Source organism: Pontibacter populi (assembly GCF_019336435.1).
In the GTDB taxonomy this organism is placed as follows: domain Bacteria; phylum Bacteroidota; class Bacteroidia; order Cytophagales; family Hymenobacteraceae; genus Pontibacter; species Pontibacter humidus.
The window spans coordinates 458396-476124 of record NZ_JAHWXQ010000001.1 but is presented as its reverse complement, the minus strand read 5'-3'; the positions used below and the strand labels follow the sequence as shown (position 1 = coordinate 476124).

Genomic DNA, 17729 nt, shown 5'->3' with positions numbered 1-17729 from the left:
TTTATAGTTGCTGTTATTCAGTGCGGGCAGAACGGTTGTTAATGATTTGGCCGAAAAAGATGCTATTCAAGAAAAGTTTGTTAGTGCCATACCAGAATGCCCTGAAGTTCGGGTTATCCGGCATCGCCACTACTTTGCCTGCGCCAACTGCTGTAACCGAAACAGCAGCTGAGTTTTTTATCTGTTGCAGGTTCTGTTTTGAAATGTAGCCAGCCATTAACGGGTTAGCAGTATACATGACTGGGTTGGCATAAGGGTTCTGAGATGGCTCTACAAATAAAGTGTTGCTACGGAAGATCGGTAGTTTATTGTCGGTATAACCATAAGCCAGCGGGTGAGTAAGGTCAAGCGTAGTTTCGAAAATGGCGCCGCCAATTACCTGTGCTCCGGATTCATTGCCCAGGTCAGCATACGATTTTCGCATGCCCGCAGGTGTGTCTTTTACGTTTTTAAAGGTGATGTTGCTCAAGCCGTTATCTGCCAGCCATTTAATTGCATCACCCATGCCTATTACTGTATTTCCCTGCTGTACCCAGGCGCGGAGTTTGTCTTTAGAGATGCTGTTATAAGAACCGTCGGCCATTACCAACACATTGTAGCGGCTTAGGTTGGCGCGGTTAAAATTATCTGTAGTTATAAGCGTGGTTTTAATATCGAAACGGTTATCGAGCAGGTGCCAGGCCTCGCCGGCATCGTTGCTATTCACGCCATCACCGGTAAGTAACATAATGCTGGGTTTGCGCAGGTTCAGCATCATCGGGCTACCTAGTTTTATACCTGCTGAGGTAAGGCCAGTTTGCATGGCAAATACTTCTACGCCATTTTTAAGCGCAGCCTCTTCCAGTAACTTGTATAGTTCGGCGCCAGATACAGGCTGGCCTGCTACAGGAATCAGTATAGTTCCGTAATCAAACGTTTTTCCATCACCGCCCTTAAAAGTATCAGTAGCTACTTTGGCCTGTATGCCGTGGTCAAACAAGGTGTTAAGTATACGAGGGGCATAGTATGCTGTCCACTCAAAAGCATAGGCATAGGTGCTCTGGCCCCCGGTTATTTTACCAGCCGGCATCTGTGGGTTAGTTACTTTTTCGCCAAGCTGTGCTGGTTTATAATTCTTGCCATTCAGTACATTGTATTCCAGGTCAAAAGCAAGCGGGAAGGTCCAGGCAGAGATGTCGTAGAAAAGGCTGTCTTTAAACGTAGTACGCTTCTCGAACATGGCCTCAATCAGTTTATACTGTGGTTGTTCCAGGGGCACAATGTAAGCGCTTTCCGGGCTATAGTTTGTGCTGCCTACTTTTATAGTTTCTTTTGGCTTATAGATGGCGATCTGGTGCTGGCGAATGATCTCAGCCAGGTGATATGCGCGGGCAGGATCTTTCTCAGAGCCAAAAATATACGCTTTGGTAGCTACCTTTTTAGATTCATTCAGCGACTGCTTGTAGAAATCACGCTGATGCGTTAGCAGTTCTTCGCGCATGGCGTTGGCTGCCTCTAACGATGAAAGTGTTGTTACAAACTGGTTACGAATGGTGAAAGGGAAGGTAAGTACCCCATTTATGCTTTCCTGCGCGTGCCCACGGGAACTTGCCTGTTCAAATAAAATACCAACGGCGCCATTCACATCCGGGTAGGTTGATCCTTTGCCATAGTAAAAGTCATCATAACTTTCTTCGGTATAGTACAGCGAACCGATCTTATCCAAAGCTTTTGCGTGGTAATTACCGATTTTCTGTGTCAGTTTAAATGTGTTCTCCGGAGAAAGCGGGTGGTTGCGGCTTGGTATACCCGGCTGAAAAAAGAAGGTGGCATTGGTGCCCATTTCGTGGTGGTCGGTCAGCAGGTTCGGCTTCCATTCGTGGAACTTCGCCAGTCTGCCCTGCGATTCGGGATGCTGCAATGGTAACCAGTCGCGGTTAAGGTCGAACCAGTAGTGATTTGTTCTGCTGCGTGGCCATATTTCGTTAAACTCAGAGCTGTTCGGGTCTGTTACCAGGTTTTTGCCACGATTTGTATTTACCCAGCTGGCAAAACGGTTCAGGCCGTCAGGGTTAATAGCAGGGTCAATCAGAACTATAGTTTCTTTTAACAGTTTCTCGATCTCTGGCCCCTGGGCAGCTGCCAGATGGTAAACGGCCAGTAAGGCGGCATTGCTGCCGCTTGGTTCATTGCCATGCACGCTATAGCCCATCCAGACTACAGCCGGCATGTTTTTTATATCCAGTTTACCGGAGTTATCAGGGTCAGTCAGTTGCTTATGATCTGCCTTTAGTTGCTCTATATTTTTATGATTATCAGGAGAGGTGATGGTGAGCAGGTACAGCGGTCGGTTCTCGTGGCTGCGGCCATACTCAGCTATCGTTATCCTGTCCGATACCTGATCCATATAGCGCATGTAAGTTATCAGCTGATCGTGGCTTATATGCCATTCGCCAACCTCGTAGCCAAGCACCTGCTGCGGAGTAGGTATGTTTTTATCATAGGTAACATTTTTGGGCAGGTAATACGAAAGGGTAGCCTGTGCCTGTGCTAAGTGGCTACACAATAAAAGTGCTGTAACAGCCAGTGCGTACAGTTTTCTCATTAGGAATAGTTAAGGTTTAAGGTAAAGTAGTTTGTTACTGCAATTTGTCTTTTTATATAGTCTTTTACAAATGCTAAACGCTGTCATACAACACGTACCCATAGCTATCCTCTTACCTCCTCATCGAAACGCCTCTTACCTCCATCGCAATCCTTAGGTCTAAGCTATGCTATCTTACCTATAGAATTGTTAACTAAAACTTATAAGATTTTGAGTTTTTGGTTGAGGTACAACTTGAACTATAGGCGATGCTTGATTTGCGTCTGGTTTTAATACAAATAGTGATTTAAATAGCATTTATGGATATTATTCAAATATTTATATCTATAGATATAGTTCAAATTGTATATGCGTTTAAAACCTGTAATGCTATTGTTAATAAAAAAAGTTAAATATTGACGTAACTTAAATGTAAAATATATGTACTATGTTAATAATATTTGGTACTTATAACCAAAAAATATTATGCAGAATCTATACTTTGTTGTTTTAGTGCAATTTTATAGGTCTACAGAGGGAAAATACATTAATTCCTCTTTTCAGCCACCTGATTAAACTGCAATTTCTTAAAGTAATGCTATAAGGTTTAACTCATAGCAACTGAAAAACCACCTTCAAAAACAGGGTGGTCAGGCTGTTTATTGCCTTTTCAGAAGCTTTTACACTCCACTGCACGCCATAAACCAAAGGTGCTCCCAAACACAACCTAACCCAAACCCAGCTTAATCCCTAAAGTCATTAACCTCATGAAGAAAAATTTTACTCAATTCATTTCAGAAGTCAGTAAAGCCCGGCAATTCACGTTTGCCATAGCTACGCTTCTGCTCTTTATTATTTCGGCTGCCTATTTAATGGCTAACATATCTCCTATAACTTCTATAACTGCGAGTACTACTGTAGACCAAGCGTCTAATGGTGCGACACCAGCTTTTATTTCTATAGGGGATATAGTTATAAGGGAGAATGCTAGAAACGACTTTAATACTAGTAGTTTAGTAATTAAGACTACTGGTAATTGGCGCTTTAATCCTAATAGTGAGACGGTTGTAGCTTTAAGAAGCTCTGGGGGGAACATTATTAATACAAGAACGATAAGGCCTACATTATCCGCTGACTTCAAAACATTAACATTTGCAATTACATATGATAATGGAGGCAATAATATTGAGTCCATAACAATAAGTGGAATAGAAACTCAGCCAATAGACGGTGCTGTTCCTCTTCCATCCTCGGGAACAGTTTATATTCAAGGGAATGCTAATATTGCTGGTTTAGGCTCAGATGCAACAGTAGCTAATCTGAACATGACACACGGATTAGCCCGCAGATTAGCTTTTATAACCCAACCTTCCAATGTAGAAACAGGAGCAACTATAACTCCTGCGCCGCGAGTTGCTATACAAGATCAATTTGGTAATACCGTAGCAGGTGCTTCTAACGCGGTTACGCTTGCGATTGGCAATAACCCAAGTTCAGGTACTCTTGCAACAGGTACTTCCGCAACTGCAAATGGAGTAGTTACTTTTTCAGGATATAGCATTGACAGAGCAGGTACAGGTTATACCTTAACTGCATCCGGTTCAGGCTTAACAAGTGTTACAAGTAGTGCTTTTAATGTAAATAGTAAAGTACCCACTTTAGCTACTTTGCCGGCTACTTGTATTACACAAGGAGCGGGTGATTTAACGTTGACAGTATCGGGTACAAACTTTGAAAGGAATTCGATAGTTCGTGTAGACGGATTTAGCAGAACGACTACCTATATAAGTTCTACACAACTCCAGGTACTTATACTAGCTGCGGATCTGGCGCTTTCCGGCAACCGCATCATCACAGTTCTTAACCCTGCACCTCCAGCAAATAATATATCTAATCCGCAAACGCTCGTTGTTAACCCAGCCATGAGAGCGGCTACAATAATTGGCGAAAGAGAAGTATGCGCAGGTAAAGATGTGCTTTATGAAGCTCCGTCCGGGTTTACAAACTATACCTGGAGTGTTACGCAGGGAGCAGGAGTTTTGGAGCCGACCAATAACCCGGCTATAGTTAGATTTGAACCAACTGTACCGGTTTCTGGCAAAGTTACAATATCGGTGACTGCAACTAATGCCTGTAATTCAACAAGTACTGCGTCTTTTGATGTAACAGTGCTGCCTACACCAATAGCAGTGATAGCTTATGATTCTCCAGCAATTTGCGCCGGGACCAGCCAGATTCTGAGTGTAGCATCAGCGCCGGCAGGAGATACCTATACCTATCAGTGGTTCAAAGGCACAACTGTGGGAGGGGCTACTTCACCAATAGGTACAAACAGTCCATCGTTATCAGTTACTGAAGCAGGTGTATACACTGTTACAGTGACAGGATTAAACAAATGTCCACGTACCTCAGACCCAGTTGAAATTACAGTTGACCCGTTACCTGTAGCTACTATTACAACGAGTGGCCCTACTACTTTTTGCGAAGGTGGTCAGGTGACATTAACTGCTGAAGGTGGAGATACATTTTTATGGAGCAACGGTTCAACTAACAAATCTATTACTGTAGATGCCAGTGGTACTTATACAGTACAGGTGACAGATGGCAATAGCTGTACAAGTGAACCTTCTGCGCCAGTTACTGTAACAGAAAACCCACTGCCAGTAGCAACTATAACACCAAGTGGCCCTACTACTTTCTGCCAGGGTGGGTCTGTAACTCTTAAAGCCAGCGCAGGAGACTCTTGGTTATGGAGCAACGGCGCTACTACACAATCTATAACTGTTAGTGCAGGTGGCAGCTTTACAGTGATTGTAACAGATGCCAATGGATGTACAAGTGCTGCGTCAGCACCAGTAAATGTTGTAGTTAACCCATTGCCGGTTGCAACTATAACAGCAGGAGGGCCTACTACTTTCTGCCAGGGAGGATCAGTAACGCTAACAGCGAGCGCTGGTAGTTCCTGGTTATGGAGCAATGGTGCTACTTCCCAATCTATAACGGTAGACGCCAGCGGTACTTTTACCGTGCAGGTAACGGATGGTAACAGCTGTATCAGCGCATCTTCAGAGCCGGTTACAGTAACTGTAAATCCACTGCCGACAGTGAGTATTACCCCAACAGGCCCGCTGCAATTCTGCGAAGGGAATTCGGTTGTGTTGGTACCCACAGCTTTGCCAACCGGCGATACATTTACTTATGCCTGGTTTAATGCGGCCGATAATTCTGAGGTAGAAACAACGAAAGATTATGTTGCTACTACTTCAGGTGATTATTACTTAGTAGTTACAAACCAAAACGGTTGTAAGCAAACTTCTCAGACATTAACTGTCATAGTAGCGGAATTACCTACTGAGGCAAATATTACTTTAGAAGGAGCAAGCACTTTTTGCCAGGGAGGTAGCTTAAAATTAAGTGCCAATAAATCCCCAGATACTGATAACCCTTATACTTATAAGTGGTTTAAAAACGACGTTGAAATACCTAATGAAACAAGTGAAACATACATTGCAAATGAAAGTGGTGATTACCAGGTTGAAGTAACTAACTTAGTTGAAGACTGCTCTAAGCTTTCTGCTAAGGTTAAGGTAACAGTATTACCACAGCCAGTTGCAACTGTAACCAGCAGCAGCGAGCAAAAATGCCTTGGTGCTGGAAACACAACAGTTTTTACAGTTACAGGTGATTTTTCAGGCGGTACAGCGCAATGGCTAACCTCTAATCCAGTCTTTGTGATCAGTAATCCTGTTTATGATGCATCTACTGGCAAAGCAACTGCTACTATTACAGCTTCTGGTACTGGTACAAGCACAATTACATTACGCACTACAAACAATGCGGCAAGTTGCTCTACAGCCAATAGCGCTGTAACATTAACCGTTAATCCTTTACCAAGTGCAACAATAACCGCAGGTGGCCCGACCACATTCTGCCAGGATGGTTCTGTAGTACTGAGTGCCCCTCAGGGAGCTGGTTATACGTATCAGTGGTTCAGAGACGGAGCAGCAATTACAACTGCCGGTACCGGTCAGCAATACACTGCAGTTCAATCAGGTGGTTATACTGTAGAAGTAACAAATAGCGCTACTGGTTGTGTCGTCACCACTCCTACGGCTACAAATGTGACAGTAAATCCTCAGCCAACCGCAGCTATCACAGGTACTGATCAGGCTAAATGTATAGGAGCTGGGAACTCAACGTCTTTCACTGTCAGTGGTACTTTCTCTGGTGGTACAGCACAATGGATTTCATCAAATACCAGCTTCCAGATTCAGAACCCGGTTTACAACACTACAACAGGGCAAGCGACTGCAACTATTGTGGCAACCGGTACAGGCGCAGCAACTATTACATTGCGAACAACAAATTCTGTTTCAGCTTGTAACACTGCAGAGAGTACAACTACACTTACTGTAGATCCATTACCGAGTACAACTATAACGGCAGGTGGCCCAACTACCTTCTGCCAGGGAGGATTCGTGGTACTTAGTGCTCCGCAAGGCGATTATTCTTATCAGTGGTTCCGAAATGGAACTGCTATAACAACAGATGGGACAGCGAAAGATTATACTGCATCTGCAGCAGGAAACTATACTGTACGTGTTACAAACAATACAACAACCTGCGTAGCTACTACAGCAACTGCCACTACAGTAACTGTAAACCCACAGCCAGTAGTTTCGGCTGCATCGGCTAGTCCGGCTGCTAAATGTGTCGGCACCGGAAACGTTACAGTTTTCGATTTAACTGGTTCAGTAGCAAATGGTACGCCGCAATGGACAGTGGTTGGAACTACCGGAGGTGCAACTGTAAGTAATGTTAGTAGCCCTAACACAACGGGTACACAAGTAACAGTAGCTGGTGTTGGTACCGTTACAATGCGGTTATCTTCAAGTAGCTCGGTAGCGAGTTGTGCTACTGCTTCCAGAGATGTTACCTTAACAGTACATCCAATGCCAATTGCAAATGCAGGTCCGGACCAGAGTGTGTGTCAAGCAGCTTCAGGAGTGACTTTCATTAACAGACAAGGAAGTGGTAGTGGTGTTGGTAATGGTACAAGTCTTGATGTAAAATGGACTCTTAAAAGTAAAGATAGTACTATAGGTACAGTTGGAATAGGTTATGACTGGCTATATGCAGAGCGTGTCGATATAACTGGTTTTGGTAATGTAACACTTACCATGACTGTTACTACAAATGGATGCTCTACATCTGATGATGTTGTTTATACAGTTAAACCTACTCCTGTTATTACTCCAATTGCTAGCAAGACTTATTGTAACGGAGCCACTGGGGAAGCAATTACTTTTGCAAGCAGCGTTGCTGGTTCAACTATAAGCTGGACGTCATCTGCAAACGTTGGTTTTGGGACAAACGGAACGGGTAATATTCCTACCTATACAGCAACCAATACTGGTAGTAATCCTGTGACTACAACTGTAACTGTTAATGCAACTGCAAACGGTTGTTCAGCCACTCAACAGTCATTTACAATAACCGTTAATCCTACTCCTAAACTTTCAAGCACTTTAACGCCGGCGGCTGTTTGTAGCAGATCAGCATTTAACTATAGTGCAACGAGTGCTACAGCCAATACTACTTTCAGCTGGTCACGTGCCGCAGTATCAGGAATCAGTAATCCTGCTGTATCGAATGTAGCGGGTAACGTAATTAACGAAACACTCATCAACACTACAACTAGTGCAGTAAATGTAGTTTATGCGGTACAAATGACAGCTAATGGCTGTACCAATACCCAGAATGTAACGGTATCTGTTAACCCTAATCCGGTAGTAAGCTTTACAGGAACACTTGCCAGTACTAGCGAATTTTATACAGGGCAGGGAGCTATTACTCTTGCTGCATCGCCTGCTGGTGGAACTTTCTCAGGACTAGGCGTGAGCGGTACTACTTTCAATCCATGTACAGCAGGAGTTGGTACGCATACAATAACTTATACTAGGGTACAAGGATCATGTACTAGTACAGTGAGCAAAACTGTAACTGTCAAAGAATCTAAATACACTGTCGTTGTTGTTGCTGATCCGTTCCCGGTTTGTAGAGGTCAGAACACAGACTATACAGCTTATGTATACCGGGATATTGATAGAGTAGTCTACCCATACATGACAAATGCTGCTGGTCAGCCTCTAAACGCGCAAGGACAAGTAGTAGCAGATAATGAAGAACCTGCACCAAACCCTGAGTATATAGCAAACTATGTTCCAGCTAACACACCTGCAATCATAAAACAATATGCTTATAGATACTTCGAAGCAAAGGTAATTATGGGATCTGGAGCTCTAGTAAATGGGGCTGACGGAATGGATAAAGGTGCTAACTCTTTTACATATGGATGGACCCGAAGTGATTCAAGAGGTGGTACTATAGGTAACGACGCGCGTACCAAGGGCTTTGCCGGCCTTTCTGCTACAGACTGGGTTGGTGTTTGGGTTACTCCTAAAAATGCCAACACCATATGTGGCTCAGGCATAGGCGCTTTATCCAGCAGAATATACTTTAGCGAGCCACAGGGATATTCGATGACATTGAGCAGTGTACCTGCCTGGTGCTTTAATCCTAATGATCAGAGCAATGTAACACTTACTGCAACTTTAGGAAACTTTGTTGGAGGCTGGGAAACTGCTAATGTTACAGTTAGATGGTACCTCAAACGCAGTGGAGTAGCTGATATTTTACTGGCAACTACAAACGGCGTAAGCGGAACTACTATAAGTATTACAAAGCCTAGAAGTACATTCCAGAATGGAGATCAGGTTTATGTGGAGTTCACATCGGATATTGACACTGTTACTAACCCGAAATGTGGTTCAGATCCTGAAACTTCTCAGGCAATAACTATAAGGATTGATCAGAATGTTGCTATAACTGCAAACCTTGCTGCTACACCAGCCCAGTGCGAAGCCGGAAGCGTAACTTTAAGCGTAACAGCTACAGGCTCTAACCTGCAGTATGCCTGGTATAAAGAAGGTTCTGCAACCCCGCTTACAAATACTGGTAGAATAACTAATGCTACTACAAATGCCATAACTATCAGCAACCTGGCTTTATCAGATGCCGGTAAGTATTATGTAACGGTAAGCAACAGCTCTACATCAGTTTGTAGTTCAACGGTCACATCCAATACCACAGAGCTTATAGTTAATCCGCTGACAAGACTTGCTTCACAGCCGCAAGGTTTAACGGTTTGTCCGGGAAGCCCGGCATCTTTCAGCGTAACCGCAACCGGCACTAACCTGACTTACCAATGGTTTAAAGGAGCTACTGCTATACCTGGAGCTAGTGCTGCTACCTATACTATTCCTTCAGTTGTTGCAACAGATGCTGGTAACTATACGGTAAGAGTTACAGGAACCTGTGGTGTGTTAACATCAAGTGTTGCTACGCTTATAGTTAATGAACCTGTTGTTGCATCTCCAAATCTGGTGGAAACCACACAATGCGAAGGCTCAACTGTGCAAATGAGTGTAATTGCAACTGGTACAGGTCTGAGTTACGAGTGGTTTAAAAACAACCAGTCAATAGGAAATAACAGTAACAGCCTGACGATAAATAATGCGTTAGCTGCAAATCACAATGGGGTATACCATGTGATTGTAAAAGGTACCTGCAATACTACAGGTGTAAAAGTGGATATGGGTACGCTTACCCTTGAACCTAGAGCAGTTGCTGTTGGTGAAATTTTTGCAACTCATAAAACTGATCCGCCAAGGCCTATCACACCAACTGATCCAGTTAAGATTGGTGAAACAGCTGTCTTTACTGTAGATAATGATTTTGCAGATAATGGAGAGAATGTAGAGTACTTATGGTATGTAAGACCTGCAGGCGCAGATGAATCAGCATGGGCACTGGCGCAACGTAGCACAAGTAATGTGTATGAACGAGTAGCTCAGAATGATGATCCATACGAAGTAAAAGTTGTCATCAATATACTTGGCACAACTGCAAAAGAATGTTATTTCGCTAACACCATTGTCGCTCTTTATCAAGGTACTATCACCCCACTGCCAGTAGAACTGATGTACTTTAAAGCTACCCGCCGAGAGAATAATGCGGTGCTGACGTGGGCAACGGCCATGGAGAAAAACAACGAAGGCTTTGAGGTGCAGGTGTCGCAGGATGGCGTGAACTATAGACAACTACAGTTTGTGCCTACCAAGAACGGCAACACTTCCATCAAACAAACCTACGAATTTGTAGATAAGGAAAATGGCAAGTTCGGAACACGCTACTATAGATTGAGACAGCTCGATTCGGATGGCCAGTATGCTTACTATGGTCCGCAGATGGTGATCTTTGGTGATGTTGTAAACAGTGTGTTTGTTTATCCTAACCCGTTTGAGCGCGATGTGAAGCTGGATGTGGATTCGGAGAAAGATGCAACTATGGAAGTCACACTGACTGATCTGATGGGCAAAAAACTGATGACAAAATCGATAAACGTTGCTAAAGGCAGAAGTTCAGCAGTGTTGGATCTGGGCGAAGGGTTACCGGCAGGTATCTACATTGTTACCACTCGGCTGAACGGCATCACAACGAATTTTAAATTAATGAAGAAATAAACTATTAGGGTTTAAAGCAGAAAGGGACGGGTACATTACCCGTCTTTTTCATTTTATGGCAGGTGATGAAAACCTATAGTTGAGTTGTCTATAAATTATGCTCTCATATTAGCTTCCGTAATTGGGTTTTTACCGATAGTGGCGCATAACAGCATAAGGGAAAGGAGCAAAGAAGGCAGCTTTAAGTCCGGCAGCTTTTAAACCGCCGTTCACCCAGTTATTGCAGTTCTTCGGGAAGTAGAATTTTTCGCGGGCCTCATAAAAGTTATCAGTTGAACTATAGCCTTTGCCGGGGATAAGTAAGAAGTTACCATCTCTGCTTTGGAACGAACTATAGATGTAGGTTACCAGCTTTTGGTATTGCTCGGGAGTGATCCGAATCGGGCGTTGGTGCTTGTTTGGCGTTAGCGGTCTCCTGATATATTCGACGTGCATGGCGGAAGGGCTGGGCCAGAACATTGCCGAAAGGGCAACTTCTAAGGTTAGGTCACTCCACTCAGGTGTTTCCATATAAAACTCGCGATCTCCCCAGCCAAAAGATATATGGGTAAAACTACTGTCTGCTCCGGCAAAATGCTGCAAAGCTATCTTGTTGCGCCAGTCTATGTAAGGGGTTTTAACCGGTAATACTAAGTCGGTATGGATGCCATTGGAAGTGATGTTGATCTCGATATGCTCATTTTGCTGGGTTTGCGCAAAGCCGGAATTTACAGGTAAAACGCTAAGTACAAGGGCAGTAACTATAGTTATAAGTGCCAATATACCTAAGCTATAAATTAATCTTAAAAGCAACTTTACAATACGTTTACTTAACAGCATACCTACAATTTACGAAAGCTAACTATAACTATACAAACCAGTTTTGGCTAAAAAAGTATAACACATAATTGCTGTGAAAATTCAGTAAATTTACCCCTGTAGTTTACTTCCCTTTTCATATCCTATACCTAATAACATGAGAAAATCTCTTAAGTGGCTGCCTGTTTTTATGCTGATCTGGATGAGTATGCAGGTTGCACAGGCGCAGCAAAGAATACAGACGCCTGAACAGTTCCTGGGTTATAAACTCGGAGAGCAGTTTACGTTCCATAGCCGCGTGCTCGACTATGTAAACTACCTGGCTTCACAGGCGCCTAAACGCATAAAGCTACAGGAATATGGCAAGACTTATGAAGGAAGGCCGCTGGTGCTGGCGTATGTGGCATCGGAAGAGAATTTACCACGACTGGAGGAGATAAGGGGAAATAACTTAAAACTGGCAGGCGTACAGCAGGGGCAGGTACAGGGCAACCAACCGGCTATAGTTTGGTTGAGCTATAACATACATGGGAACGAATCGGTGAGTACGGAGGCGGTAATGCAGGTGCTTTACGAACTGGCTAACCCTGCCAATACACAAACCCAGAACTGGCTGAAAAATACGGTAGTTATACTTGATCCTTGTGTAAACCCTGATGGACGTGAGCGTTATGTGCAGTGGTATAAGCAGGCAGCAGCGCAAGGCGGAAACGCCATGCCTTACGCCTGGGAGCATAATGAGCCGTGGCCGGGCGGCAGACCAAATCACTATTACTTCGACCTGAACCGCGACTGGGCCTGGCAAACGCAAATAGAATCGAAACAGCGCCTGGCAGTTTATAATAACTGGCTGCCACAGGTGCACGCCGATTTCCATGAGATGGGAGTGGAGGCACCCTATTACTTTTCGCCGGCAGCAAAGCCTTTTCATGAGAGTATTACCCCGTGGCAGCGCCAGTTTCAAAACACCATCGGCGACTATAACCGCTCTTATTTCGACAAGAACAACTGGCTGTATTTCACCCGCGAGAGTTTCGACCTTTTTTACCCGAGCTACGGCGACACCTGGCCTACTTTTAATGGCGCCATCGGCATGACCTACGAACAAGGTGGATCGGGTAGAGCAGGGTTAGCCATCAAAACACAAAGCGGGGATACACTTACTTTAACAGACAGAATTGCTCACCACGTAGCGGCCAGCATGGCAACTATGCAGGCTACTTCCGAAAAAGCCGACCAGATAAAACAGGAATTCAGAAAGTATTACGAGAACAACTTGAATAAACCAGGTGGCAACTATAAAGCCTTTGTAGTAAAAGCCAACGGCAATGGAGCAGGCAATGTAAAGGCACTCACCGATTACCTGGATCGTCAGCAGATACAGTACGGTTATGCCGGCAAAAATACATCAGGCAGAGGATTTAACTATAGTACTGGCAAAGAAGAGAGTGTAAAAGTAGGAGAGAAGGATCTGGTTATCAGTATGTACCAGCCAAAGTCTACCCTGGTAAAGGTATTGTTCGAGCCTAACGCTGCTTTAGAAGATTCGCTGACGTATGATATTACTTCCTGGGCGATGCCATATGCTTTTGGTGTGCAGGCCTATGCCATGAAAAAGAAACTGGAGCCGCAGAACAAACAGCAAGCTGCAGCAACTATAGCTACCCCAACTATAGAAAAACCATACGCCTACCTGGTGCGCTGGAACAGTCTGCAGGATCTTAAATTCCTGACGGAACTGATGAAGCAGGGCGTAAAAGTACGCATGGCCGAAAAAGCGTTTGAAACAGACAAGCAACAGTACGCGGCTGGTACACTTATCATAACCCGCACCGGAAACGAAAAGCTGGGCGACAAATTTGATAGTATAGTTCGTGATCTGGCTAAAAAGCAAACTATAGACCTGGCAGCTACAGCCACCGGCTTTGTAAGCAGTGGTGCCGATTTTGGCTCGGGTTCGGTTCGTTATCTTAAAATGCCTAAAGTAGCTTTAATGACAGGTGAAGGCGTGTCGCCTTATGCGTTCGGGGAAGTCTGGCATTATTTCGAGCAGCAGATCAATTACCCGGTTACAGCCATCAATACAACCTACTTTAAAAATGTGCCCCTGCATGAGTTCGATGTACTGATACTGCCATCAGGAGCTTACAGCAAGGTGCTGGATGAGCAGACACTGGAGCAGGTAAAAAGCTGGGTAAAAAGCGGCGGTAAGCTGATTGCCATGGAAAGTGCGGCCGCATTTCTGGTTGGTAAAAAGGATTTCGACCTGAAGAAAAAGGAAGCCGATAAAGCGGAAGAAGAGAAAGCAAAGGATAAGAAGGAGGAAAACCCATACCAATACCTGAAAACCTACGGCGACCGCGAACGCGAAGCATTAGCTGAAGAAGTGCAGGGCAGCGTGTTCCGTGTGAACCTGGATAAGTCGCACCCGCTGGCATTTGGCTATGGCGATACCTACTTTGCCCTTATCCGCTCATCGAATACGTTTGAGTACCTGAAAGAAGGCTGGAATGTGGGCGTGCTTAAAAAGAACAACTATACCACCGGTTTTGTAGGCTCCGCTATAAAAGAGAAATTACAGGATGCGCTGATACTCGGTGCACAGCCAATGGGCGACGGACAGGTAATTTATATGGCTGATAATCCGTTGTTCCGTGGGTTCTGGCACAGTGGCAAACTGATGTTTGGGAATGCTGTTTTTGTAGTAGGACAGTAACTATAGTCAAAGCTGAAAAAGGTCCTCCGGCATAAACCGGAAGACCTTTTTCGTGCAATACCATTATGTATGTTAGCGATTAACATATATCTTAGTGTTTACGCTTAATAACACAGTATAAACTATAATGAGAGACAACCGAACTTTTAAAATTATACTTGCCATTGCCTGTTTTGGAGCTGCGGGGTTAAATGCTTACCGCTACGCGCAGGGCGATGAGGATATTATGAATATCGTGCTGGGAGTGTTGTTTCTGCTGGCCGGCCTAATGTACGTATACAGGCTACGAAAGGGGATATAAAGGAAAAACCTGAAAATCCGTAAGTTTCTTGGTAGATACTCAGAATTTTCAGGTTTTCAACTTTTAGCCAAAGGTATCAGTATATACGCCACTGTTTTGGCAAGGTTGGGCTTATTGTGTAAAAAGCTTAAAATTTTTCAAACTTTTTTCTGAAAGTGCCTTTAAGTTCTGTAAACGGCAGTTTTGTTAGAAAAAAATTACATTGGGTCAACATCGGCCACCACCCTTATTCCTTTAAAGTCAGGCATCTGGTATAGTTGTTGAATAGCCATCGCGATCTGCCCCTTGGCGGTGCGCAGGTTCACGTTTTCACGTGGAAGCTTTATATGGATCTCGTTGAGGAACAGATTCCGGATACGGAAAATATAAGGTATCTCTGGCCCCAGCACATGCTGCTTCCCTAGCCTGTCAGTCAAGTCCTTTGCCAGAACTATAGCTGCGTTTTCCGAGGTCCGTTCATCCGCATGTTTTACCGTTACTTTTATCATGCGCACAAAAGGTGGATAGCTAAATCGCATCCGTTCTTCTATTTCATGCGCATACAGCGCTTCATAATCCACGCTTTTCACCTTCCGGAAAATGGCCTGCATCGGGTCGCGGGTCTGGATGATAACGGTGCCCGGCTTACCTTTACGACCTGCACGGCCACTTACCTGCACAAATAACTGGAATGCTCGCTCATGCGCCCGGAAATCAGGGAAGTGGATGATGCTATCGGCGTTAAGAATACCAACCAGACTCACATTCTCGAAATCGAGGCCTTTGGTAACCATTTGGGTACCTACCAGCACATTGGTCTTTCCGTTCTCAAAATCGGCGATTATCTGCTGGTAACTGTTCTTCTTTTTGGTGGTGTCCAGGTCCATACGCTGCACTTCAGCGCTGGGCAGCATCAGCTTCAGGTCATCTTCAATCTTTTCGGTACCAAAGCCCATGCTTTTCAGCGTAGTAGCGCCACAGGCCGGGCAGTCAGATGGCATACGTTCGTGGTAACCGCAGTAATGGCAACGCAGCTCACCGCTGAATTTATGGTAAGATAAACTAACGGCACAGTTACGGCACTTCGGTATCCAGGAGCATTCATCACAGGAGATAAAAGGCGCGTAGCCGCGTCTGTTCTGGAAAAGGATAACCTGCTCTTTACGTTTCAGACGGGCTTCAATGCCATCTAACAGCTTGCTCGAAAAGTGGCTGTGCATGGTTTTGCGTTGCTGCTCTTCGCGGGTATTCACCAGTTCCACGTCGGGCAGTTGTGCTTCTCCGAAGCGTTTCAGCATGGTAACCAAGCCCCAGCGGTCAGTTTTACAGTTATAGTAGGTTTCTATAGCTGGTGTAGCAGAACCCAGTAAGGTTTTAGCGCCCTGTAAATGTGCCATCATCAGGGCCGTTTCGCGGGCATTGTAGCGCGGAGCCGGCTCGTATTGCTTGTAACTGGCTTCGTGCTCTTCGTCAACTATAATCAGCGACAAATTATGGAATGGCAGGAAAACAGCTGAACGAACGCCAACCACTACCTGGAACCTGCCCGAAAGCACACCCTGCCAAACTTCAGCGCGCTCGTTATCTGAGAACTTGGAATGATATACACCCAGCTTTTCGCCAAACACTTTCATCAGGCGGGTTACGATCTGAGCCGTAAGCGCAATCTCCGGGAGTAGGTATAATACCTGTCCGCCGCCTTCGAGGGCATGTTTTATCAGGTCGATGTATACCTCGGTTTTACCGCTGCCCGTAACACCGTGCAACAACACCGTATCTTTCTCTTTAAATAAACCCAGAATCTCATCTTTGGCCTGCAACTGGTGCTCCGATAGGTTCATGGGCAACTGACGAGGCGAATCATCCACCGGGAAACGGGAAATGATCTGATCGAACTGCTCCAACACACCTTTCTTTACAAGCGAATCGATAGATGATTTGGACAGATGTGGGTTATTGGTAAGTGCTGATTTCTCGATGCCCTTATAGTTCAGGTTTATGTCCTGGTGCACCGGTACTTTTTGCAGGTAATTAAGCAGAATGTCGAGTTGCTTTGGTCTTGGCGTTAGCTGTTCGAACAGTTCTTCCAGCATGCCTTCTTCCTGCACAAAATGCTCGCTCAAACGAATTTTCTTCACCACTTTCGGAGAGAATTTATCGCTTACCTGCTCGTATATAATGATCGCCTCTTTCTGTATCAGCGATTTGATGTATTTGTGATAGCTTTTTACCTGTAGCAGATTGCCAATGTCGGTAAAGGTCATGGCCTGGTTGTGCTGCAGCGCATAAATGATCTTTGCTTCCTGAGCCGCCAGCGGAATATCGTCTTCTTCGGGGTTAAAGTGCGGGTGCAATTGTATCCGCGACTCGCTGCTTAGTTTTAAAGCAGATGGCAGCGCCGCGTTGATCACTTCGCCAAGCGTGCACATATAGTAATCCGCGATCCACTTAAAAAGCTTGAGTTGCGGCACGGTAACTATAGGTGTGTCATCCAGCACATCCAGTATATACTTGGCCTGGTAATCTGCCGGGGCTTGTTCATGAATTTCGGCAACTATACAACTCAAAACCCTTTTTGCTCCGAATTGCACAATTACCCGCACACCAACCAGCACTTCATCGTTCATCTCGAAGGGGATGCGGTAGGTGTAAAGTTTAGGCAAGGGCAGCGGCAGAATCACATCAGCAAAAAGCGTAACGCGGTCTACGGCCGGCTCGGGCGGGTAATTAAAATTGAGTAGCTCTGACAAGGGTGAAATCTATACTTGATCTGTACAAATGTCGGGA

General features: G+C 44.8%; 7 protein-coding genes. 3 read left to right on the top strand and 4 right to left on the bottom strand.

Annotation, left to right across the window (positions count from 1 at the left end):
• Window positions 1-13: 13 nt before the first annotated feature.
• Both KYK27_RS01975 and KYK27_RS01970 read right to left on the bottom strand, forming a co-directional pair.
• Window positions 14-2584 carry a M14 metallopeptidase family protein gene (locus tag KYK27_RS01975; RefSeq protein WP_199108384.1) on the bottom strand — a complete coding sequence of 857 codons (2571 nt, stop codon included), beginning with the start codon at window positions 2582-2584 and terminating at the stop codon, window positions 14-16.
• An 844-nt stretch (window positions 2585-3428) separates the two neighbouring features.
• A complete protein-coding gene (locus KYK27_RS01970; RefSeq protein WP_199108383.1) occupies window positions 3429-3758 on the bottom strand; it encodes a hypothetical protein in 330 nt (109 codons plus the stop codon).
• Window positions 3759-3888: 130 nt separating this feature from the next.
• On the opposite strand from KYK27_RS01970, the gene KYK27_RS01965 reads away from it, so the two are divergent.
• Window positions 3889-11148 carry a T9SS type A sorting domain-containing protein gene (locus KYK27_RS01965; protein WP_199108382.1) on the top strand — a complete coding sequence of 2420 codons (7260 nt, stop codon included), beginning with the start codon at window positions 3889-3891 and terminating at the stop codon, window positions 11146-11148.
• 129 nt (window positions 11149-11277) lie between these two features.
• Here KYK27_RS01965 and KYK27_RS01960 read toward each other — a convergent pair whose 3' ends face one another.
• Window positions 11278-11940: a TIGR02117 family protein gene (locus tag KYK27_RS01960; protein WP_219337343.1), complete on the bottom strand. Its 663-nt coding sequence runs from the start codon at window positions 11938-11940 to the stop codon at window positions 11278-11280.
• A 163-nt stretch (window positions 11941-12103) separates the two neighbouring features.
• Here KYK27_RS01960 and KYK27_RS01955 point away from each other — a divergent pair, with 163 nt between their 5' ends.
• Window positions 12104-14662, top strand: coding sequence for a M14 metallopeptidase family protein (locus KYK27_RS01955; protein WP_199108380.1), 2559 nt, complete (start codon window positions 12104-12106; stop codon window positions 14660-14662).
• Window positions 14663-14789: 127 nt separating this feature from the next.
• A complete protein-coding gene (locus tag KYK27_RS01950; protein WP_199108379.1) occupies window positions 14790-14963 on the top strand; it encodes a hypothetical protein in 174 nt (57 codons plus the stop codon).
• Between the two features lie 197 nt (window positions 14964-15160).
• Here KYK27_RS01950 and priA read toward each other — a convergent pair whose 3' ends face one another.
• Window positions 15161-17692 (bottom strand): primosomal protein N', encoded by a 2532-nt coding sequence (priA, locus tag KYK27_RS01945; RefSeq protein ID WP_199108378.1) that lies wholly within the window; start codon window positions 17690-17692, stop codon window positions 15161-15163.
• Between the last annotated feature and the right edge of the window lie 37 nt (window positions 17693-17729).

What these genes read in the sequence shown, in the direction of transcription:
- KYK27_RS01950 (WP_199108379.1), top strand. Translation starts at nt 14,790, where the DNA reads ATGAGAGACAACCGAACTTTTAAAATTATACTTGCCATTGCCTGTTTT.
- KYK27_RS01955 (WP_199108380.1), top strand. Translation starts at nt 12,104, where the DNA reads ATGAGAAAATCTCTTAAGTGGCTGCCTGTTTTTATGCTGATCTGGATG.
- KYK27_RS01970 (WP_199108383.1), bottom strand. Translation starts at nt 3,758, where the DNA reads ATGGACTCAATATTATTGCCTCCATTATCATATGTAATTGCAAATGTT.
- KYK27_RS01965 (WP_199108382.1), top strand. Translation starts at nt 3,889, where the DNA reads ATGACACACGGATTAGCCCGCAGATTAGCTTTTATAACCCAACCTTCC.
- KYK27_RS01975 (WP_199108384.1), bottom strand. Translation starts at nt 2,584, where the DNA reads ATGAGAAAACTGTACGCACTGGCTGTTACAGCACTTTTATTGTGTAGC.